Origin of the sequence: Geodermatophilus poikilotrophus, assembly GCF_900111455.1 — a bacterium.
Taxonomy (GTDB): domain Bacteria; phylum Actinomycetota; class Actinomycetes; order Mycobacteriales; family Geodermatophilaceae; genus Geodermatophilus; species Geodermatophilus poikilotrophus.
Map to the genome: position 1 here is coordinate 86,493 of NZ_FOIE01000004.1, position 19,363 is coordinate 105,855.

At 75.5% G+C, this 19,363-nt stretch carries 22 protein-coding genes; 13 read left to right on the forward strand and 9 right to left on the reverse strand.

What is annotated here, in order from left to right:
* Positions 1–63 precede the first annotated feature (63 nt).
* Positions 64–762, forward strand: coding sequence for a response regulator transcription factor (locus BMW27_RS10310; protein WP_091443416.1), 699 nt, complete (start codon positions 64–66; stop codon positions 760–762).
* A gap of 65 nt (positions 763–827) precedes the next feature.
* Here the strand turns inward: BMW27_RS10310 and BMW27_RS10315 are convergent, their stop codons facing one another.
* From BMW27_RS10315 to BMW27_RS10340, 5 genes are all read right to left on the reverse strand, one after another.
* Positions 828–1,496: a response regulator gene (locus BMW27_RS10315; RefSeq protein WP_175486468.1), complete on the reverse strand. Its 669-nt coding sequence runs from the start codon at positions 1,494–1,496 to the stop codon at positions 828–830.
* Positions 1,497–1,740: 244 nt separating this feature from the next.
* Positions 1,741–2,964, reverse strand: coding sequence for a sensor histidine kinase (locus BMW27_RS10320; RefSeq protein WP_091443424.1), 1,224 nt, complete (start codon positions 2,962–2,964; stop codon positions 1,741–1,743).
* Between the two features lie 362 nt (positions 2,965–3,326).
* Positions 3,327–3,995, reverse strand: a complete 669-nt coding sequence (locus tag BMW27_RS10330) for a DUF3618 domain-containing protein (RefSeq protein ID WP_091443427.1) — start codon at positions 3,993–3,995, stop codon at positions 3,327–3,329.
* A gap of 40 nt (positions 3,996–4,035) precedes the next feature.
* Positions 4,036–4,563: a phage holin family protein gene (locus BMW27_RS10335; protein ID WP_091443430.1), complete on the reverse strand. Its 528-nt coding sequence runs from the start codon at positions 4,561–4,563 to the stop codon at positions 4,036–4,038.
* A 5-nt stretch (positions 4,564–4,568) separates the two neighbouring features.
* Complete coding sequence (locus BMW27_RS10340; RefSeq protein ID WP_091443433.1) at positions 4,569–5,417, reverse strand: hypothetical protein; 849 nt, start codon at positions 5,415–5,417, stop codon at positions 4,569–4,571.
* A gap of 268 nt (positions 5,418–5,685) precedes the next feature.
* Here BMW27_RS10340 and BMW27_RS10345 point away from each other — a divergent pair, with 268 nt between their 5' ends.
* Positions 5,686–6,531 carry a siderophore-interacting protein gene (locus BMW27_RS10345; RefSeq protein ID WP_091443436.1) on the forward strand — a complete coding sequence of 282 codons (846 nt, stop codon included), beginning with the start codon at positions 5,686–5,688 and terminating at the stop codon, positions 6,529–6,531.
* Positions 6,532–6,652: 121 nt separating this feature from the next.
* Here the strand turns inward: BMW27_RS10345 and ypfJ are convergent, their stop codons facing one another.
* A complete protein-coding gene (gene ypfJ / locus BMW27_RS10350) occupies positions 6,653–7,573 on the reverse strand; it encodes a KPN_02809 family neutral zinc metallopeptidase (protein WP_091443439.1) in 921 nt (306 codons plus the stop codon).
* 91 nt (positions 7,574–7,664) lie between these two features.
* Positions 7,665–8,522: a formate/nitrite transporter family protein gene (locus tag BMW27_RS10355; protein ID WP_091443442.1), complete on the reverse strand. Its 858-nt coding sequence runs from the start codon at positions 8,520–8,522 to the stop codon at positions 7,665–7,667.
* A 141-nt stretch (positions 8,523–8,663) separates the two neighbouring features.
* Here BMW27_RS10355 and BMW27_RS10360 point away from each other — a divergent pair, with 141 nt between their 5' ends.
* The 5 genes from BMW27_RS10360 (at position 8,664) to BMW27_RS10380 (ending at position 12,672) form a co-directional block, all read left to right on the forward strand.
* Entirely contained in the window at positions 8,664–9,074 is a 411-nt protein-coding gene (locus tag BMW27_RS10360; protein ID WP_012947503.1) for a hypothetical protein, read from the forward strand.
* A gap of 88 nt (positions 9,075–9,162) precedes the next feature.
* Positions 9,163–10,392 carry a glutathionylspermidine synthase family protein gene (locus BMW27_RS10365; protein ID WP_245743468.1) on the forward strand — a complete coding sequence of 410 codons (1,230 nt, stop codon included), beginning with the start codon at positions 9,163–9,165 and terminating at the stop codon, positions 10,390–10,392.
* Positions 10,393–10,590: 198 nt separating this feature from the next.
* Complete coding sequence (locus tag BMW27_RS10370) at positions 10,591–11,052, forward strand: nitroreductase family deazaflavin-dependent oxidoreductase (RefSeq protein WP_091443445.1); 462 nt, start codon at positions 10,591–10,593, stop codon at positions 11,050–11,052.
* A gap of 57 nt (positions 11,053–11,109) precedes the next feature.
* A complete protein-coding gene (locus tag BMW27_RS10375; protein WP_091443448.1) occupies positions 11,110–12,069 on the forward strand; it encodes an ABC transporter substrate-binding protein in 960 nt (319 codons plus the stop codon).
* Between the two features lie 90 nt (positions 12,070–12,159).
* Positions 12,160–12,672, forward strand: coding sequence for a DUF2127 domain-containing protein (locus BMW27_RS10380; RefSeq protein WP_091443451.1), 513 nt, complete (start codon positions 12,160–12,162; stop codon positions 12,670–12,672).
* Here the strand turns inward: BMW27_RS10380 and BMW27_RS10385 are convergent.
* Positions 12,611–13,672 carry a winged helix DNA-binding domain-containing protein gene (locus tag BMW27_RS10385; protein ID WP_091443452.1) on the reverse strand — a complete coding sequence of 354 codons (1,062 nt, stop codon included), beginning with the start codon at positions 13,670–13,672 and terminating at the stop codon, positions 12,611–12,613. The genes BMW27_RS10380 and BMW27_RS10385 overlap by 62 nt on opposite strands.
* 186 nt (positions 13,673–13,858) lie before the next feature.
* On the opposite strand from BMW27_RS10385, the gene BMW27_RS10390 reads away from it, so the two are divergent.
* Genes BMW27_RS10390 through BMW27_RS10400 form a run of 4 tightly spaced genes read left to right on the forward strand, consistent with a single transcriptional unit; the run spans position 13,859 to position 15,854 of the window.
* The gene (locus tag BMW27_RS10390) at positions 13,859–14,608 is read left to right on the forward strand and encodes an SDR family NAD(P)-dependent oxidoreductase (RefSeq protein ID WP_091443455.1); all 750 of its coding nucleotides are present in this window, start codon (positions 13,859–13,861) and stop codon (positions 14,606–14,608) included.
* A gap of 12 nt (positions 14,609–14,620) precedes the next feature.
* Positions 14,621–15,250 (forward strand): class I SAM-dependent methyltransferase, encoded by a 630-nt coding sequence (locus BMW27_RS10395; protein WP_091443458.1) that lies wholly within the window; start codon positions 14,621–14,623, stop codon positions 15,248–15,250.
* A 42-nt stretch (positions 15,251–15,292) separates the two neighbouring features.
* Positions 15,293–15,415: a hypothetical protein gene (locus tag BMW27_RS24310; protein WP_281244748.1), complete on the forward strand. Its 123-nt coding sequence runs from the start codon at positions 15,293–15,295 to the stop codon at positions 15,413–15,415.
* A 13-nt stretch (positions 15,416–15,428) separates the two neighbouring features.
* The gene (locus tag BMW27_RS10400) at positions 15,429–15,854 is read left to right on the forward strand and encodes a DUF1801 domain-containing protein (RefSeq protein WP_091443462.1); all 426 of its coding nucleotides are present in this window, start codon (positions 15,429–15,431) and stop codon (positions 15,852–15,854) included.
* Here BMW27_RS10400 and BMW27_RS24315 read toward each other — a convergent pair.
* Complete coding sequence (locus BMW27_RS24315) at positions 15,839–17,179, reverse strand: phosphoribosyltransferase family protein (protein WP_091443465.1); 1,341 nt, start codon at positions 17,177–17,179, stop codon at positions 15,839–15,841. The genes BMW27_RS10400 and BMW27_RS24315 overlap by 16 nt on opposite strands.
* 180 nt (positions 17,180–17,359) lie before the next feature.
* On the opposite strand from BMW27_RS24315, the gene BMW27_RS10410 reads away from it, so the two are divergent.
* Together BMW27_RS10410 and BMW27_RS10415 are read left to right on the forward strand one after the other, a co-directional pair.
* Complete coding sequence (locus tag BMW27_RS10410; RefSeq protein ID WP_012947513.1) at positions 17,360–17,554, forward strand: three-helix bundle dimerization domain-containing protein; 195 nt, start codon at positions 17,360–17,362, stop codon at positions 17,552–17,554.
* Between the two features lie 98 nt (positions 17,555–17,652).
* Entirely contained in the window at positions 17,653–19,272 is a 1,620-nt protein-coding gene (locus BMW27_RS10415) for an ABC-F family ATP-binding cassette domain-containing protein (protein WP_091443468.1), read from the forward strand.
* Positions 19,273–19,363 lie beyond the last annotated feature (91 nt).

The following is a 19,363-nucleotide window of genomic DNA, read 5'->3' on the forward strand; positions in this document are numbered from 1 at the left end:
ACCCGGTCAGGTGACGCCCGCCTCCGGGTCGGCGTCGGTCGCCGTGCAGGAGGAGGGGACGTCGTGTCCGAGCAGTCCGTGCTCGTCGTCGAGGACACCGAGGAGATCAGGGAACTGGTCTGCACGGTCCTGCGCCGGGCGGGGATGGACGTCCGGGCGGTCGCGTCGGGCGCCGAGGCGCTGGCCGAGGTCCGTCGTTCCGCGCCCGACGTCGTCGTCCTCGACCTCGGCCTCCCGGACGCCGACGGCACCGAGGTGTGCCGGCAGATCCGGGCCGGGAGCGAGTGCTACGTCCTCATGCTCACCGCGCGCGCCGAGGAGGTCGACCTGCTCATCGGGCTGGCCGTCGGCGCCGACGGCTACATGGCCAAGCCGTTCTCGCCGCGCGAGCTGGTCGCGCGGGTGCAGGCACTGCTGCGCCGCCCGCGCATCCCGGCCCCGCAGCCCGCTCCGGTCGAGGAGGCGGTGCTCCGGCTCGCCGAGCTCGAGGTGGACGAGGACAGCCGCGAGGTGCGGGTGGACGGCGCCGTCGTCGACCTCACCCGCACCGAGTTCGACCTGCTCGCCGCACTGGCCTCGCGGCCGGGTCGGGTGCTGCAGCGGGAGACGCTGCTGCGCGAGGTCTGGCAGACCGACTGGGAGGGCAGCGTCCGCCTGGTCGAGGCGCACATGTCCAACCTGCGCCGCAAGCTGCAGGCCGCGGGGCTCTCGTCCCCGTCGATCCGCACCGTGCGCGGTGTCGGCTACCGCCTGGTGGCCTGACCGAGGACCCGTCCTCCCCCCTCACAGGCTCGGGGCGGCCCCGGGGACGGGGCCGCGGTCGTCCGTCAGCAGCCGGCGACGGTGCGCAGCTCCACCACCAGCTCGTGGGCGAGGCCCCCGCGCCGGGCTTCCCGCGCGATGGCCCGGCAGACCGCGGCGATCTCCGGGTGACCGAGCTGGGCGCTGGTACCGGCGAGCGTGGCCGAGTCCCGGGCGAGGGACACGGCGTCCCCGGTGCGAGCGCCGTCGGCGATGGCGGTGAGCCGGTCGGGCAGCGCGGCGGCGTAGCACCGCTGTAAGCGGTCCGTGAGCTCGGTGTCGACGTCGTCGACCCCGGCGGGCGGCTCGGCAGCGCCGGGCGCCTGCGGCCCGGGTGCGCGGCGGCCGAGGAGGTCCAGCAGCAGGCCGACGCCGACGGGCTTGGGCAGGCAGGCGACGGCGCCGGCCTCGAGCGCGGCAGCCCGGGCCTGCGGGTCGGCGTCCGCCGTCACGGCGAGCAGGTGGGCGCGGCAGCCGACCAGCCGCAGGCGGCGCAGCAGGGCGGGGACGTCGCCGGCCGGACCGTCCAGGTCGGTGACGACCAGGTCCGGGTGCAGGCGGTGGGCCAGGCTGAGGGCGTCGCGGGTTCCGGCCGCCTCCCACACCTCCCACCCGGCCACCCGCAGCAGGCCGGCGAGCGGCGCGCGGCCGGCTGCGTCGGCGCCGACGACGAGGGCGTTCCGCAGAGCGCTCACGACTCGTCCTCCTCGTCGGCCGGCCGCCGGGTGGTGGGCAGCCCTGCGCCGGGATCGGGTGACCCGACGACAGGGACGACCTTGGCCGCCCAACCGCAGCCTCCCCGCCCGCCGACCGCAAGAAGCGCGCAAGACGGAGGATCCCCGCGCCCATCGCTCGCAGGCTCCCGCCGGGTCCCGTCCCGAGGCTCACCGCGAGCTCGCGAGCGGTGAGGAGGACGGGGTCCTGCGACGCGGGGGCCGGTCAGCGGGGGAGGGTGAGGGTGAACGTGGTGCCCCGGCCCTCGACGCTGCTGACCTCGAGGGTGCCGTCGTGCGCGGCCGCGATGGCCCGGGTGATGGCCAGGCCCAGCCCGACGCCGGGCACCGCGTGCCGCCGGGCGGTCGAGGCGCGGAAGAAGCGGGCGAACAGCTGCGACTGCTCGCCGGCGGGGATCCCGATGCCGGTGTCGCTGACCGACAGCCGGGCCACGGGCACGGCGCCGTCCTGCGGGGCCTCGACCCCGCCGTCCGGCGTGCGCCAGGCCGCCTGCAGTGCCAGGGTGACGCGGCCGCCGGCCGGGGTGAACTTGACCGCGTTGGCGACCAGGTTGTCGCAGGCCTGCCCGAGCCGGACGGCGTCGCCGTGCACCAGCAGGCCGCCGTCGGGCACGTCGACCGAGACCTCGACGCCGGTCGCGCCCGCGACCACCCGCACCGTCTCCTCGGCGGCGCGGACGACGGCGGCCAGGTCCACGTCCTCCGGCTGGAGGCTGAACCGGCCGGCGTCCACCTGCGCGGTGAACAGCAGGTCGCCGACCAGCCGGAGCAGCCGCTGGGCGTTGCGCTCGACCGTGCCCAGGTACTGCCGCTGCTCGTCGGTCAGCCCCGGGTCGTCGAGGAGCAGCTCCAGGTAGCCCAGGATGGAGGTCAGCGGGGTGCGCAGCTCGTGGCTGACCAGGCTCACGAACTGGTCCTTCATCCGCTCGGTCGCCCGCGCCTCGGTCATGTCGGTGCCGACGAAGTTCCAGCCGGCGTGCACGCCGCGGTCGTCGGTGCGCGGGGTCACGGCGACCGAGACGGTGAGCTCGGTGCCGTCCGCGGCGACGTAGGTCCAGTCCCGGACGTCGCTGCCCTGCTCCTGCGCGGTGCCGACCAGCGCGGCGAGTCCGCCACCGGCCTCCGCGAGCTCCTCGGGCAGGTGAAACTCGGTGATCGACCGGGCGCGGACGACGTCGGCGCGGGGCAGCCCCAGCATCCGCTCGGCGCCGGGGTTCCAGACGCGGACGACGCCGTCGACGTCGGTGCCGATGATCGACTGCTCGGTGACCGCGTCGATGACGCTGGTCATCGTCTGCGCCCGCGCCTGCAGCATGCGCGTGGCGACCTCCAGTTCGTCGTCCCGGTGCTGCACCCGGGCGCGCAGCGCGGCGTTCTCCGCGCGCAGCCGGGTCAGCTCCTCGGCCGGCGCGGGCTCGAGAGCGGTCACGGGGTCGCTACGGCGGCCGGCTCGCAGCCGGCCCGGCGGACGGCCGGTCCCACCCGTGCCCGGATGTCGTCCTCGTCGTCGGCGACCAGGACGCGCGGCGCTGCGGTCGGCACGGGTCGGGCTCCCTCGCTCGGGCGGTGTCGTCCCGGACGACGTCGGCGCCCCCCGGACCGCGCTCCAGCCCGCCCGGCGCGGTCTCACCCCAACAGGGGAACCGGCCGCGGACGCACGCGCGCCCCGCCGGGAGGACCCGGCGGGGCGCGGCGGAGGAGTGCAGCGGCCCCCTGCTGAGGTCGGGCCGCGGCCCCGTCCCGGGTCCTACCCCGAGCTGCGGGGAGTGGGACCCGGGACGGGGCCCTCGTTCAGCTGCCCGACTGGCTCTGCACCGTCTGACGGGACTGCTGGGCCTGGCCCTGGACGTCCTGCGCGGCGGACTGGCCCTCCTGCTTGACGGTCTGGGCGGCGTCCTGCGCAGTGGACTTGACCTCCTGGACCGCCTGCTGGGCGGCGGGCTGGAGCTCCTCGCGGATCTCCTGCGCGGCCTCCTTGGCCGGCTGCAGCAGCGTGTCCTTGTGCTCGCGCACCGCGGACTCGGCCTGCTCGGCCAGCTGGCGCTCCCGCTCCGAGGCCGGCAGCAGGCTGGAAACCAGCCAGCCGACACCGAAGGCGATGAGGCCCGCCGCCAGCGGGTTGCCCTGGGCCTGCCGGACGATGGTGTCCGGGGCCTGCTGCACCGCGTGCGCGGCCTGCTGCGCGGCACCCTGCACGGACTCGGCAGCGCCCTGCGCCTTGTCCTGCACCGTGCCCGCGGCGTTCTGCGTGCGGTACTGGGCCGCGGACCGGGTCTCCTGGGCGCTGCCCATGACCCGGTCCCTGACGCGGGAGACGCGGCCCTTGGCCGCGCTGACCCGGCGGTCCATCACGCGGGAGGGGTTCACCTTCTCGTTGAGGGCGTCGACGTCGTAGCTCAGCTCACGCTGGGTCTGCTCGATCTGCCGGCGGATCGCCTCGGGGTCGTTGCTGGTGGTCATCTCAGGTCCTCCTGATGTCTGAGGGGCGCGGGGCCGCGGGTCAGTTGGGCTTCAGGGCGCTGGGGACGTCGGACAGCGTGTCCACCGTGCGCTCGGGCTTGGGGTTCACCTGCTGCAGCTTCTTCTTGCCCATGGAGAAGGCGACCGCGCCGATGACGCCCCACAGGACCGCGACGATGAGCGCGGCCAGTCCGGCGTCCATCACGTTCTCCAGCGCCCACCACAGGGCGTTGGACAGGAAGAGCACCGTCAGGAACCCGGCGAGACCGGCGACGGCCATCATGCCCGCGCCCTTGCCCGCCTTCTTCGCCTCGGCCTGGACCTCGGCCTTGGCGAGGGCCACCTCCTGCCGCATGAGCGTGGAGAGGTCCTTGGCCAGCTCACCGAACAGCTGCCCGACCGAGGTGCCCTCCACGTCGGGCCGGCCCTCGCTCGTCGTCGGCGTGCCCAGGGTCCCGCTGTGGGCGCCGTAGGACTCGTCCGGGCCGACGGCGTAGTTGCCCTGGCCGTAGGGGTCCTGGCCCGGCGTCGAACCGACCGGCGTCGCGCCGGAGTAGGGAGAGCTCATCGGGTTCAGACCCCCTGACCAGGACGGCGGGTCGGGTCGTCCCAGCCGGCCGGGGTGGTCGGCGGGACCGCGGCGCCCGCGGGCGGAGTGGTGCCGTACGGCGGCGGCGGGACCGGGCTGCCGGTCGCTGCCGTGCCGCTGTACCCGGTGGTCGTCTCGTAGGAGGTCGTCTCGGCGTAGCCGGAGTAGGCCGGCGCCGGGTCGACGTAGTTGGTCTGCGTGTAGTCGGTCCGGTACTGCTGCTGCGAGCCCGTGGACGACGAGCCGTCGGAGTGCGCGGCCTTCACGCCGCTGGTGAGCCGGCCGGCGAGGACACCAGCGAGCGCGGCGCCGAGCAGGAAGGCGCCGGGCCGCCGACGGGCGAAGGCGCGGACGTCGTCCAGCAGGTCGGCCGGCTCGCGGCTCTGCAGCCGGTCGGCGAACTGCTCGACGTAGCCCGACGCCTGCTGGAGCAGGTCGCGCGCCGGGCCGGGAGCGCCCTGGCTGCTGCCGTCGGCCAGGCCGCGCAGCTCCTGGGCCAGCGAGCTCAGGCCGGTCGCGGCCTTGTGCTGCTGGGCCACCGTCTGCTGGCGCAGCTGCTGGCGGCCCTGGTGCAGCAGGTCCTGGGCCTGCCGCTGGGTCTCGTGGGCGACCTCCCTGGCCTGGTCGGCGGCGGTCGAGGCGACCTGGCTGCCGGCCTGGGCGGCGGTCTGGCCCACGTTGCGGGCCTCGTCCTTCGCCACGTCGGTGGTCGACGGGGAGCCCGTCGAGGTGGTGGTCGTGGTGGTCGTCGCGGTGGTTCCGCTGGTCGCGCTGGTCGCGCCCGTGCCGGTGGAGGGCGGCGGCGGGAACGGGGCGTCGATGGAGTGAGTCATCGTTCCTCCTCGGCATACGTCGTGGTCGGGCGAGGCGGTACCCGACAAACGATCACCCACACATGGCGTGTCGACGGCCGTCGGCACGAGGCGTGCGGGGACGGCGATACGGGGCGCCGTGGTCGGGGCGGCAGGGGGCCGGTGGAGCCCTCCCGGTACCCCTGGCGGGTGGCGGTGTGACCCTCGTTCCCTGCGGTGGCCCGCCTCTCCGGGAACGCGGACTAAGGTGAGCCTTACCTGTCAGCGCCCGACCCGAGGGAGCCCCGCCATGGCCGACAAGGCCCCGCGCCGCCCGCGCACGCCCCGGCTGGCCACCGTGCTGCGGACGTCGCGCCCGACCCCTCACCTGGTCCGCGTGGTGCTCGGCGGGGACGGTCTGGCCGGCTTCGCCCCCACCTTCGCCGACGCCTACGTCAAGCTGGTCCTCCCGCCCGCCGGTGCCCCGTACTCCGCGCCGTTCGACGTGGACGCCGTGCAGGCCGAGCACCCGCGCGAGTGGTGGCCGTGCCTGCGCACCTACACGGTGCGCGGCTGGGACCCCGACGCCGGCGAGCTCGTCCTCGACGTCGTCGTGCACGGGGACGAGGGGCTGGCCGGGCCCTGGGCCCAGGCCGTCCGGCCCGGCGACCTGGTGCAGCTGCTCGGCCCCGGGGGCGCCTACGCGCCCAGCGGGGACGTCGACTGGCACCTGCTGGCCGGCGACGAGACGGCCCTGCCGGCGATCGCCGCCTCGCTCGAGCGGCTGCCCGCGGGAGCGGTGGCGCGGGTGTTCGTCGAGGTCGCCGACGCCGCCGAGGAGCAGCCGCTGCCGCCGGCGCCGGGCGTGGAGCTGACCTGGGTGCACCGCGCCGGGCTGCCGGGGGAGGCCCTCGTCGCCGCCGTCCGCGGGGCCGCGCTGCCCGACGGCTCGCTGCACGCCTTCGTGCACGGCGAGGCCGGCTTCGTGCGCGAGCTGCGCCGCTTCCTGCGGGTGGAGCGCTCGGTGCCCCGCGAGCAGCTCTCGGCGTCCGGCTACTGGCGGCTGGGCCGCGACGACGAGCGCTGGCGCGCCGAGAAGGCGGAGTGGAGCGCCGCGGTGGAGGCCGACGAGGAGGCCGTCCGGTCGGTGGTCTGAGCCGGCCCACGGCCCGGTGACCAGGTGAGCCGGTCGTCGCGGATCCGGGCTCGAGCCGGTGGTGAGCCAGGACCCGCGACGGTGGTCCCAGCTGGTCACCGTGGTCGGCGGGCGGGTCCTCCTACAGGTCGTCGGTGGCGAAGGTGTCGCACTGCGCGGGGTCGCCGGTCTCGTAGCCGGTGGTGAACCAGCGCTGGCGCTGCTCGGAGGAACCGTGGGTGAAGGCGTCCTGGTCGACGGTGCCGCCGCCCAGGTTCTCCTGGATGAAGTCGTCGCCGATGCGGGCCGCGGCGTCCAGGGCGCGGTCGATGTCGTCCTGGGTGATCTCGGCGATCAGCGGCTCGCCGGACTCGTCGGGCACGGTCTCGGCGTGGTTGGCCCACGTGCCGGCGAAGCAGTCGGCCTGCAGCTCCAGGCGCACGGTGCCGCTGGTCGGCCCGGTCTCGCCCGGGGTGACCTGCTGGTTGATCCCGAGCACGTTCTGCACGTGGTGGCCGTACTCGTGGGCGATGACGTAGGCGTTGACGAACAGCCCGCCCTGCGCACCGAACTGCTGCTGCAGCGTGTCGAAGAAGGACAGGTCGATGTACACCTGCTGGTCGCCCGGGCAGTAGAACGGCCCCGAGCCGCTGGTGGCGCCGCCGCAGTCGGTCTGCACCGAGCCGGCGAAGAACACGGTGTCGGTCGGCCGGTAGTCCGCGCCGAGCACGCCGGACCAGTAGTCCTGGATCGACTCGATGTCGGCCACGACGGCGCAGTCGAGCGACTCGTTGGCGTCGGTCCCGGTCCGGCACTGCTGCTCGAGTTGCCTGTTGTCGGCTGTCTCCCCCTGGCCGAGCCCGCTCAACTGGCCCAGCGCCGCGCCGGTCCCGCCGTCCCCACCACCGCCGCCCAGGACCTGGAACAGCACCAGCACGAGGACGCCGACCAGGCCCAGCCCACCACCGCCGACGGCGAGGCCACGCCCGCCCCCGAGACCGCCGCCACCCCGGCGGTCCTGCACGCCCGACGGATCGAGGTCTGCTCCCTCGCTGTACCTCATCGGTGGGCACCCTCCCGGTCGCCGTGCTGCTGGTCGCCTGGCACGCCGAGACGGTGCCATCCGCAGCGGCGGTTCCCCCGGCGGAGGCGGGTCATGCGCGCTCGGCGGCCTCCCCGCCGGTCGACGTCCGGCTGGGCTGCTCGGACGGCTGGTCGCGCAGGAACAGGTACCAGTAGGACGTCGAGACGAAGACGACCGCGCCGACGAGGTTGCCCACCCCGGCCATCAGCCAGTTGAGCAGCACGTCGTCCCAACCGAGGTCCGGGACGCCGGCGAAGATGGCGGCGGGCAGGAAGAACATGTTGGCGACGACGTGGTCGAAGCCCATCGCCACGAACGCCATGATCGGGAAGAAGATCGCCAGGACCTTGCCCGACACGGACTGGGCGGCCAGCGACATCCACACCGCCAGGCAGACCAGCCAGTTGCAGCCCACGCCGCGCAGGAAGACCTGCCACGGCGACTCGTGCAGCCCCTTGGCCTCGGCGATCGAGGCCAGCCGGTCGTGGGTGAGCGCGGCGCTCCCCGAGGCCCCCGGCGCCCCGATGACCCCGGTCTGCACCGCGAGGAAGTAGGCCACGAACAGGGCGCCGATGAGGTTGCCCACCAGGACGAGGGTGAGGTTCTTGGCGACGTCGCCCATGCTGATCCGGCCCTGCATCGCGCCGAGCGGCACCAGCATCATGTTGCCGGTGGCCAGGTCGGACCCGGCGATGAGCACCAGGACCAGGCCCAGGGTGAACGCGGCACCCATGAACAGCGTCGGCAGCGTGCCCCAGGTGGCGGGGTCCAGGCCGGAGGAGACCGTGATCGCGACGAGCGCGCCGAAGGAGATGTAGGCCCCGGCGAGGAAGGCGCTGACCAGCACGCGGTCCCAGGTCCGGTGGACCTTCTTGGCCCCGGTCTCACTGGCGACCTGGGCCATCTCGGGGGGTTGGCGGTCGGACATCAGCGCCTCCGCGAGGGAACGGACCTCGGAGGCCGAACCGTACGACTCCGGCCCGGATCCGGCACCCGGGTGCGGCGATGGCCACCGCCGGACCGGATCGATCTAGGGTCGGCGGACACCCCTGAGACACCGGGAGAGCACATGGCGGTCTCCAACCGCGTCCGCAGCGCCCTGACGACGACGGTGCTGGCGACCGCGGCCACCGGCTTCCTCGCCGCCTGCGGCACGGACGAGGAGGAGCAGGAGCAGGTCGCCTACTGCACGAACGAGGACGGCGAGATCGTCGACGACGACTACTGCGACGACGGCTACCGCGGCCCCGGCGCGGGGTTCTTCTTCCTGTACCTCGGCGGCTTCCGCCCGGGCCTGCCGGTCGGCACCGTCCTCCCCCGCGGGGGCACGCGCATCAACCCCACCGACACGGCGGCCCGCCAGCGCGCCGGGCTGCCCTCGACCGGCAAGGTCACCGGGGGCACCCGGGTCACCGGCGGCATCGGCTCCGGCGTGGGCGGCCGCTCCGGCACCGGCTCCGGCGTCGGCGCGGGGAGTTGATGAAGGACCCCGTCCTCCCCACCCTTCGCAGGCTCAGGGCGGGACCCGGGACGGGGCCGCCAAACCCGGGCGAGGAGAGGACTGGGGAGTGAGGCGCGTCGAGGCGGGGGTGGTCCGCCCGGGCTGGGAGGCCGAGATCGAGGCCCAGGGCCTGGTCTACAACCGCACGGACCTGCCCGGCGGCGAGGTGCGCAGCTACTGGCGCGAGGGGCCGTTCTACGACTTCACGATGGCCGAGGTGGAGCAGCTGGGGGGCTGGGTCGCGCAGCTGTTCGAGATGTGCGTGGCCGCCGGTGACCACGTCGTCGAGCACGACCTGTTCGACCGGATGGGCATCCCGCCGATCGCCCGACCGGAGATCCGCCGCACCTGGGAGACCGAGCCGCCGAGCGTCTACGGCCGCTTCGACCTGCGCTACGACGGGCAGGGCCCGCCGAAGCTGCTGGAGTTCAACGCCGACACCCCGACCGGCCTGGTCGAGTCCGCCGTGACCCAGTGGAACTGGCACCTGTTCACCGGTCAGGGCGCCGACCAGTGGAACGCCCTGCACGACAAGCTCGTCGCCGCCTGGCAGCGCAACCTGCTGCGCTGGGAGCGGCGCACCGGCGTCCGCCCGCGGGTGCACCTGGCCTGGACGTCGGAGGAGCGCTCCGGCGAGGACCGGATGACCGTGGCGTACCTGATGGACACCGTCGTGCAGGCCGGCTACGAGGCGATCGAGCTGGTCGTGGAGGACATCGCGCTCGACGACGGGGACGGCCGCTTCTACGACCAGCAGGGCCGCCACCTCGACGTCGTCTTCAAGCTCTACCCGTGGGAGTGGCTGATCGAGGACGAGTTCGGCCCCGCCGTCCTCGCCGACGCCGCCCGCCCGGGCGGGACCACCTGGGTGGAGCCGGCCTACAAGATGCTGTGGAGCACCAAGGCGCTGCTGCCGGTGCTGTGGCAGCTCTTCGGCAGCGACGCGGCGCTCTCCCCGCTGCTGCTGCCGGCCTACTTCGCCGACGAGATGCCCTCGTCCTGGCAGACGTTCGTGCGCAAGCCGCTGTGGGGCCGGGAGGGCGCCAACGTGCAGATCGTCCGCGACGGGCAGGTCGCGGTGGAGATGCCCGGCCGGTACGGCACCGAGGGCTGGATCGTGCAGGAGTTCGCACCGCTGCCCGACTTCTCCGGCGTCGACGGTCCGCACCACCCGGTGCTGGGGGCCTGGGTGGTCGACGGCGAGCCGGCCGGTCTGGGCATCCGGGAGAGCGACGGCCTGGTCACCGACAACCTCAGCTTCTTCGTGCCGCACACCGTCGACTTCACCGCTCCGTAGGGCGCGTCTGACGAACCTCCAGCCTCGGTGGCGCCGCCCAGGCGGCGCTCCGCTGCGTTCGAGAGGCCGTCGGACACGAACCCCGGTATCCGACGGCCTCTCGGCCTTGCTGAGCATCCCCCTGGCCGTCCCTCCCATCGGCATGGGTCCGTCAGGCACGCCCTGGCCGGGCGCCGGTAGCCGACCTACGGTCGGGACATGCCGCTGGAAGGTGAGTACGAGCCGAGCCCCGAGGCCTGGGTGCGCGAGCAGGTCGAGCGCTACGAGGCGACCGGGGGCCGGGAGGCCAACACGCTGCGCGACACCGGGATCCCGATCGCCGTCTTCTGGACCCGCGGTGCGAGGACTGGGAAGGTGCGGAAGAACGGCCTGATGAGGGTCGAGCACGAGGGTGCCTACGCCATGGTGGGCTCGCAGGGCGGCGCCCCCAAGGACCCGGCGTGGGTGGCCAACCTCCGCGCGCACCCCGACCAGGTCACCGTGCAGGACGGGCCCGAGCCGTGGGACGGCGTGGCCCGCGAGGTGACCGGCGAGGAGAAGCGGCAGTGGTGGGAGCGGGCCGTTGCGGTCTATCCCGAGTACGAGCGGTACCAGCAGCGCACCGACCGGGAGATCCCGGTGTTCGTCGTCGAGCGGGCCGACCCGGTGAACCCGGCTTAGGAGAGGCTGTCCTAAGTTCTCCCGTGCCGGAGGTGCCGGCGACGCGAGGAGGCGGCGGTGCGGACGACGTGGGGAACACTGGCGGTGGCGTCGGGGCTGGTGCTGGCCGGCTGCGGCTCGGCGGACGAGGGGACGACGGCCGCAGCGCCGTCCACCGCGGCCGCCGCGGTCCGCACCGTGGAGCACGCTGCGGGCACCACGGAGGTCACCGGCACCCCGGAGCGGGTCGTCGTCCTCGACACCGGTGAGCTCGACGCCGTGCTGGCGCTGGGCGTCACCCCGGTCGGCGCGGTGCGCACCGGGGTCAGCGACGAGCTGCCGGCCTACATCGAGGACGCCAGGGTCGACCCGGCCCGGATCGCGAACGTGGGCACGATCGCCGAGCCGGCCCTCGAGGAGATCGCGGCACTGGACCCGGACCTGATCCTGTCCAACTCCGTGCGCCACGCCGAGATCTACGACCAGCTGTCGGCGATCGCGCCGACCGTCTTCGCCGAGGCGATCGGGGAGACGTGGGAGGACAACCTGCGGCTGGCCGGGGAGGCGCTGGGCCTTCCCGACGAGGCCGAGCAGCTGCTGGCCGACCACGAGGAGCGGGCCGCCGAGGTGGGCGCCCTGTACGGCGACCCCGCGGCCACCGAGGTCAGCGTGGTGCGCTTCCTCGACGGCTCGGCGGTCCGCCTCTACGGCGAGGGCTCGTTCATCGGCGACGTCCTCGGCGACGTCGGCTTCGCCCGCCCCGAGGTCCAGCGCACCGCCGAGACCTTCGTCGAGGTGAGCCCCGAGCAGATCGACCGGGCTGACGGCGACCTCCTCTTCTCCGCCTCCTACGGCGACGAGGGCCGGACCGCCGCCGGGCAGGTCACCTCCGGCGGGCTGTGGCAGGGGCTGTCCGCGGTGCAGGAGGGGCGGGCCTTCGAGGTGGACGACGACCGCTGGTTCCTGGCGATCGGGCCGCTGGGCGCCGGGCTGGTGCTCGACGACCTGGAGCGGTTCGCGCAGCAGCCGGCGAGCTGAGCCGGTCCGTCGGCCGCGTCGGGGAGCCGCCGCGGGAGGGCGCCGCGCGGCCGGGGCGGGGCCTGGACGCTGTCGCCCCCGCCGAGGACGATGCCGGGCACGACCACCGACCGGCTGTTGCGCGCCGCCCTGCTCCTCAAGGGACTCGACGGCGCGGTCGAGCTGCTCGCGGGCGTCGCTCTGGCGCTGGTGGGCCCACGAGAGCTCGGGGAGCTGACCCGTCGGGTGGTCGCGCACCACCTGCTGGGCAGCCCGCGCGGCGCCCTGGCCGAGCGCGTCACGGCCGGGGAGGCGGCGCTGGGCGGTGGCGACCACACGTTCGCCGTCGTCTACCTGACCCTCCACGGCCTGGTGAAGCTGGGTCTGGTCGTGGCCCTGCTGCGCGAGCTGCGGCCCGCGTACCCGGTGGCGATCTGCGTCCTCGCCGTCTTCATCGGCTACGAGGCGTACCGGGCGGCACGGACCGGGTCGTCGGTGCTCTGGGCTGCCGCGGCGCTCGACCTGGCGATCACCGTGCTCGTGGTGCGCGAGTACCGACGCCTCACGGCAGGGCGGCCGCCGCCGCGGGGATCGCGGCGGCGACCTCGTCGGGGAACGTGGTGAACGGCGTCGCGGTGACCGAGCGCCTGGCACCGCGGCCCTGCCAGGCCCAGGTGCCCAGCACCCGCCCGCGGTGGACGACGGTCGGCCGGAAGACGCCGTTGCCGCCGGGCACGATGCGGTCGGCGAACTCGGGCGGGACGGCGCAGCTGCGGTCGGCGTAGCCGAGGACGAACTCGTCGAACCCGGGCAGCAGGAACAGCCCGGCCGCGTCGGCGCGGTGCTCGGCGAGCAGGTCGGGGGTCTCGGGCGCCAGCAGGTGCTCGCGGCCGTCGACCTCGACGGCGGCGAGCCGGTCGCGGACGGCGGCCACCCCGGCCCGGACGTCGGTGAGCGGCAGTCCGGCCCACCGCGCGAGGTCGGCGACGGTGGCAGGCCCGTGACCGCGGAAGTAGCGCAGCGCCAGCTCGGCCAGGCCGGTGTCGCGGTCGAGCCGCCGCGGCGCGGTCACCCACTCGTCGAGCAGCACGAACGCCTGCTCGCCGCCGGCCATCGGCCCCATGCAGAGGGTGCCGGTCTGCGCCAGGTACCAGAGCAGGTGGTAGCCGCGCTGCCCGGTGACGGCCACCCCGCCGTCGGCCACCACGGCGAGCAGCTCCTTGCGCCCGCACCGCCGGCCGCCGGTGAGCGCCGCGGTGACCAGCTCGCGCGCCCGCTCGGCCTCCGCCTCGGTCAGCCCGAGCGCCGCCCGCCGCTGGGCGGCGCCGGCCAGCACCCGCGGCCCCAGCAGGTCGAGCATCCAGGACAGGTCCTCGGCGGGCAGCAGGTGCAGCGTGCCCCGCATCGGCCAGGAGCGGACCACCTCCCCGCCGTCCAGCGCCGCCTCCACACCGGCCCGCGTGCGCTCTGCCGTCCGCAGCGCCACTGACGTCAGCGCGCCCGGCAGGTCCTGCCCCTGCACGCAGGTCAGCAGGCGGACCGCCTTGGTCGCGGTGGCCGGCGGTGGGCCGGCGACCCGCTGGGCCACCAGCCGGAGCAGCGCGAGGTCGCGGGCCGTCGTCATGGCCGGAGCCTGCCAGCGGGGTACGACGATGTCGCCGGTCCGGTGTGAGGGCGCCTCCTGGGGGTACCGCGCGCCGCGGACCGCATCCCCTGATGGAAGACAGCTCCGCCTCATGGCCACTCCTCTCCTGGCTCCTCTGCCCACCCCCGACACGGCCCGCCCCGGTGCGGTCGCCGGGGACGCGTCGTGAACCGACTCTCCGGACGCCGGGTCGTGGTGACCGGCGGCGCCCGCGGCATCGGGGCGGCGATCGTGCGCGCCTTCGCCGCCGAGGCCGCCCGGGTCGCCGTCCTCGACCCCGCCGCGGAGGAGGCCGCCCGGCTGGCGGCGGAGGTCCACGGCCGGGCGTACGGCGTCGACCTGACCGACGCCGCGGCCACCCGGGAGGCGATGGAGAAGGCGATCGCCTGGCTCGGCGGGATCGACGTCCTCGTCAACGACGCCGGCACCGCCCGCTTCGCGCCGCTGCTCGAACTCGAGCCGGCGGACCTCGGCGACACCGTCACCTCTCCCGCCCGCACCATGCTGGTGACCACGCAGGCCGCGGCCTGGTCCATGATCGCGCTGCGCGGGCCCGGGGACGACTGCGTGGGCAAGATCGTGAACGTGGCCGGGGCCGGGTGCACGGCCGGTGGCGGGCAGGCGCACCACGCGGCGGCGACGTCCGCCGTCACCGCGCTCACCCGGGCCGCGGCGGAGGAGCTCGGCCCGCACGGCATCACGGTCAACTGTCTCTGCCCGGGCCTCGTGGTGGGGGAGGGCGGGGTCGGCGGTCACGACCGCCGGGAGGCGGCCGGCTGGTCGGCGCGGTCCCCGCTGGGTCGTGTGGGCGAGCCGCGCGACGTGGCCCGCGCCGCGCTCTTCCTCGCCTCCAGCGACTCCGACTACCTGACCGGGGACGCGCTGAACGTGTCCGGTGGGCTGGTCCTGCACTGAGAGACCACCCCCGTGGAGGCAGCGGACTGGGATGCGCGCTACGCCGCGCAGCAGCAGTGGTCGGCCGAGCCGAACGCGCTGGTCGCCGAGCTGCTCGCCGACCTGCCGCCGGGCACCGCGGTCGACCTGGCCGCGGGGGAGGGGCGGCACGCGCTGTGGCTGGCCGGGCGCGGCTGGGTCGTCACCGCGGTGGACTTCTCCGCGGCCGGGCTGGCCCGGGGGCGCGGGCGGCCCGGTGCCGACCGCGTCACCTGGGTGACCGCCGACGTCCTCGCCTGGACCGCCGCGCCGGACTCGCTGGACCTCGTGCTGGTCGCCTACCTGCACCTGCCGGAGGCCGAGACGACGGCGCTGCTGCGCCGAACGGTGGGCTGGCTGCGGCCGGGCGGGCGGCTGCTCGTCCTCGGCCACGACGCCGACAACGTCGCGCACGGGGTCGGCGGCCCGCAGGACGCGGCCATCCTGCACAGCGTCCCCCGGCTGGCCCCGGTGGCCGAGCTGCTCGACGTCGACCGGCTGGAGCAGGTGCGCCGGCAGACCCCGGCCGGCACCGCGCTGGACACCCTGCTGCTGGGCCGCCGCCCCGTGCCCGTACCCGGGTCGGCGCCCTCCGGAGGCTCGCCGCGGGCGGGCGGGCGGTGACGAGGATGGGGTCCGTCCACCGGCGGTAGCGTGCGGCCCGTGATGGGGATGGGTGGAGCCGGCGGCCCCGATGCGGAACGGCGTCGGCGCCTGGTGGCCACGGTCGTGGTGCTGGCGCTGCTGCTGACCGCGGCGGCGACGGTGCTCTCGATCGCGCTCGGCTGAGGAGGCGGGAACCGTGGACGCCGAGATCGAGGACTGGTTCGCCGCTGCCGGCCCACGGGAGGCTGAGCTGCGGGCCGCCGACGCGCTCGTCACGGCCGCCGCGCCCGGCATCGACCGGCAGCTGGTGCCGGCCGGCTCCGGCCGGGTGCTCGGCTACGGGCTGATGCCCTACCGGCCGCGGTCGGCCCGGGAGACGACGACGTGGCCGCTGATCGCCCTGGCGGCGCAGAAGCGCCACCTGTCGCTGTACGTGTGCGCCGTCGTCGACGGCGCCTACCTGGCCGAGTCCCGCGCCGACCGGCTGGGCCGGGTGTCCTGCGGGAAGAGCTGCATCCGGTTCGCCTCGCTCGACCGGGTCGACCGGGCCGAGCTGACCGCGCTGCTGCAGGACGCCGTCGCCGCGACGCGGGCCGGCGCGAACGCCTACTCCTCGGGCTGATCGGCCCGCCGCCGGGCCGGCTGCTCCGCGGGAGCCACCGGGACGAGGTGGGTGGCGAACCAGTCGCGGGCCAGCTCGGCGGCGGCACGGAGCGTCCCCGGCTCCTCGAACAGGTGCGAGGCCCCCGGGACGACGGCCAGCCGGCTCGCGCACCGCAGCCGGGCCTGCGCCTCCCGGTTCAGCTCGAGCACCTGCTGGTCGTGGCCGCCCACGACCAGCAGCGTGGGCGCCCGGACCTCGGCCAGCGCCGGGCCGGCGAGGTCGGGCCGGCCGCCGCGGGAGACCACCGCCCGCACGGTGTCGTCCCGGGCCGCCGCCACCAGCGCCGCCGCGGCGCCGGTGCTGGCACCGAAGTACCCCAGCGGCAGGCCCGCGCAGGCCGGCTCCGCACCCGCCCAGCGGGCGACCGCGGTCAGCCGGCCGGCCAGCAGCGCCACGTCGAACACCGGGCCGCGGGCGGCCTCCTCGGCGGGGGTCAGCAGGTCCACCAGCAGCGTGGCCATCCCCGCGCGCACCAGCACCTCGGCGACGGCTCGGTTGCGGAGGCTGTGCCGGCCGCTGCCGGAGCCGTGGGCGAACACGACCAGCCCACCGGCGTGCTCGGGGACGGTCAGGTGGCCGGGCAGGCCGTCCGGACCGGCGTCGGCGACCACGTCGTCGTCCCGCGGGGTGGGGGCGTCGCCCGGCGGTGCCGGGGGCGGACGGTGCAGCAGCGCCAGGACCTCCTCCTCCTCGGTCGGCCGGAAGTCGGCGTACGCCTGCCCGACGGCGGTGAAGCGCTGCGGGCTCTCCAGGCACACCACCTCGTCGACCTCCGCCGCGATCTCCTGCAGGGCCCGGGGTGAGCCGACCGGGACGGCCAGCACCACCCGGGCGGCCCCGTGCGACCGGGCGACCGCGCAGGCGGCCCGGGCGGTGGCGCCTGTCGCGATGCCGTCGTCCACCACCACCGCCGTCCGGCCCTCCAGCGGGAGCCGGGCGCGGTCGCCGCGCAGCTGCCGCGCCCGCCGGTTCAGCTCGGCGCGCTCGCGCCGCTCGACGTCGGCGAACGTCGTCTCCTCGACCCGGGCGGCCCGGACGACGTCGTCGTTGACGACGACCACGCCGTCCTCGCCGACCGCGCCCATCGCCAGCTCCGGGCGCTGCGGCAGGCCGAGCTTGCGGACCAGGACCACGTCGAGCGGGGCGCCCACCGCGCGGGCCACCTCCGCGGCCACCGGCACCCCACCGCGCGGCAGGCCGAGCACCACGACGCCCCGGCCGGCGAACGACGCCATCCGGCGCCCCAGCTGCCGGCCCGCGTCCCTGCGGTCCTGGAACGGCACCCGCGCCTCCTCGCGTCGTACCCATGCTCACCCTGGTGCCGTCCGGACGGGATACGCAACCACGGGTTGCCTAGATGACCTAGGTCCCTGGTGCGTGCGCCCGGCAGCGGTCACCGTTGGTCGCCGGCGCCGAGAGCGCCCACTGCTCCACACACCTCGCGCGCACGGAGGCGCCCCCGCATGACGCTGACCGAAGACCCCGCCGTCGACCAGGCCGTGGCCCGACTCGCCGACGAGTTCCGGGCGCGGCTGCGTCCCCAGGTCATCGGCACCGTCGTCCGCACCTGCCGTCAGGACCTCAGCGGGGTACCGGCCACGGCGCTGCCCGAGCTGGTCGAGCGGCTGGCCCGGGAGCGCCTGCAGTCCGTCGGCTGACGGAGGACCCCTGCCCCCGCAGCCTCCGGGGTCCTCGTCGCGGGCCCGCCGGAGCCGCTCCGGGCGAAACCGGTTGCCGCGACCCGGAGGATGTCCGGGTGGGCTCCATCGACGTGATCGGGGTGCGGCACACCCTCCCGGACGGGCGGGTGCTGCTCGACGGGGTCTCCTTCCGGGTCGGTGAGGGCGCCCGCGCCGCGCTGGTGGGGGAGAACGGTGCCGGGAAGACGACGCTGCTGCGGATCGTCGCCGGCGACCTGGTCCCCGAGGACGGCGCCGTGGCCCGCAGCGGCGGGCTGGGGGTGATGCGCCAGTTCATCGGCTCGGTGCGGGACGACACGACCGTCCAACGGTTCCTCGTCCACCTCGCTCCACCGGCCGTGCGGGCCGCCTGGGAGGCGGTCGAGGCCGCCGAGCTGACCCTCATGGAGACCGACGCCGACGCCGCGCAGCTGGCCTACGCCGACGCCCTCGCGCAGTGGGGCGACGCCGGTGGCTACGAGGCCGAGGTCACCTGGGACGCGGTGACGGTCGCGGCGCTCGGCGTCCCGTACGACCGCTGCAAGTACCGCGAGCTGTCCACCCTCTCCGGCGGGGAGCAGAAACGGCTGGCGCTGGAGGCGCTGCTGCGCGGCCCGGACCAGGTGCTGCTGCTCGACGAGCCGGACAACTACCTCGACGTCCCCGGCAAGCGCTGGCTGGAGGAGCGGCTGCTGGAGACCCGCAAGACGGTGCTGTTCGTCAGCCACGACCGGGAGCTGCTGGCCCGCGTCGCCGACCGGGTGGTCACCGTCGAGGGCGGGACGGCGTGGGTGCACGGCGGTGGGTTCGCGGGTTACGCACAGGCGCGGACGGCGCGGCACGAGCGGATGGCCGAGCTGCGCCGGCGCTGGGACGAGGAGCGCGCGCGGCTGGTCGAGCTGGTGCGCACGCTGCAGCAGCAGGCGGCCAACTCACCGGACATGGCCTCCCGGTACCGGGCCGCGCAGACCCGGCTGGCGAGGTTCGAGGCCGAGGGGCCACCGCCGGACCGCCCACCGGAGCAGCGGGTCACCATGCGACTGCGCGGCGGGCGCACCGGGGTGCGCGCGGTCATGGCCGAGCAGCTGGAGCTCAGCGGCCTGATGCGGCCGTTCGACCTGGAGGTCTGGTACGGCGACCGGGTCGCCGTCCTCGGGGCCAACGGGGCGGGCAAGTCGCACTTCCTGCGGTTGCTGGCCGGCCAGGACGTCGCGCACACCAGCTCGTGGCGGCTCGGTGCCCGCGTCGTCCCCGGCTTCTTCGCGCAGACCCACGCGCACCCCGAGTGGCTCGACCGCAGTCCGGTCGACCTGCTGTGGCACGGCGAGCCCGGTCGACCGGGCGTGGACCGCGGCCGGGCCATGGCGGCGCTGCGCCGGTACGGCCTCGCCGAGGCCGGCGACCAGCCGTTCGGCACGCTCTCGGGCGGGCAGCAGGCACGCCTCCAGGTGCTGCTGCTGGAGCTGTCCGGCGCCACGCTGCTGCTGCTCGACGAGCCGACCGACAACCTCGACGTGCTGTCGGCGGAGTCGCTGGAGGAAGCACTCGCCGCGTTCGACGGGACCGTGCTCGCGGTCACCCACGACCGCTGGTTCGCCCGCTCGTTCGACCGGTTCCTGGTCTTCGGCACCGACGGCCGGTTGTACGAGTCGGCCGAGCCGGTGTTCGACGAGACCCGGGTCCGGCGACCGCGCTGAGCCGGGGGCCCTCCTGCCCACCCCTCGCAGGTCCCCGGGCCGGCCAGGGAGCGTCTCGACCGTCAGGGCGGCTTGACTGTCAGGGTGTCCT

Coding starts and splice junctions, on each gene's coding strand:
- BMW27_RS10360 (WP_012947503.1), top strand. CDS start 8,664: ATGGCGGTCTCCAACCGCGTCCGCAGCGCCCTGACGACGACGGTGCTG.
- BMW27_RS10355 (WP_091443442.1), bottom strand. CDS start 8,522: ATGTCCGACCGCCAACCCCCCGAGATGGCCCAGGTCGCCAGTGAGACC.
- BMW27_RS10380 (WP_091443451.1), top strand. CDS start 12,160: ATGCCGGGCACGACCACCGACCGGCTGTTGCGCGCCGCCCTGCTCCTC.
- BMW27_RS24310 (WP_281244748.1), top strand. CDS start 15,293: ATGGGGATGGGTGGAGCCGGCGGCCCCGATGCGGAACGGCGTCGGCGC.
- BMW27_RS10330 (WP_091443427.1), bottom strand. CDS start 3,995: ATGACCACCAGCAACGACCCCGAGGCGATCCGCCGGCAGATCGAGCAG.
- BMW27_RS10335 (WP_091443430.1), bottom strand. CDS start 4,563: ATGAGCTCTCCCTACTCCGGCGCGACGCCGGTCGGTTCGACGCCGGGC.
- ypfJ (WP_091443439.1), bottom strand. CDS start 7,573: ATGAGGTACAGCGAGGGAGCAGACCTCGATCCGTCGGGCGTGCAGGAC.
- BMW27_RS10345 (WP_091443436.1), top strand. CDS start 5,686: ATGGCCGACAAGGCCCCGCGCCGCCCGCGCACGCCCCGGCTGGCCACC.
- BMW27_RS10370 (WP_091443445.1), top strand. CDS start 10,591: ATGCCGCTGGAAGGTGAGTACGAGCCGAGCCCCGAGGCCTGGGTGCGC.
- BMW27_RS10410 (WP_012947513.1), top strand. CDS start 17,360: ATGACGCTGACCGAAGACCCCGCCGTCGACCAGGCCGTGGCCCGACTC.
- BMW27_RS10385 (WP_091443452.1), bottom strand. CDS start 13,672: ATGACGACGGCCCGCGACCTCGCGCTGCTCCGGCTGGTGGCCCAGCGG.
- BMW27_RS10340 (WP_091443433.1), bottom strand. CDS start 5,417: ATGACTCACTCCATCGACGCCCCGTTCCCGCCGCCGCCCTCCACCGGC.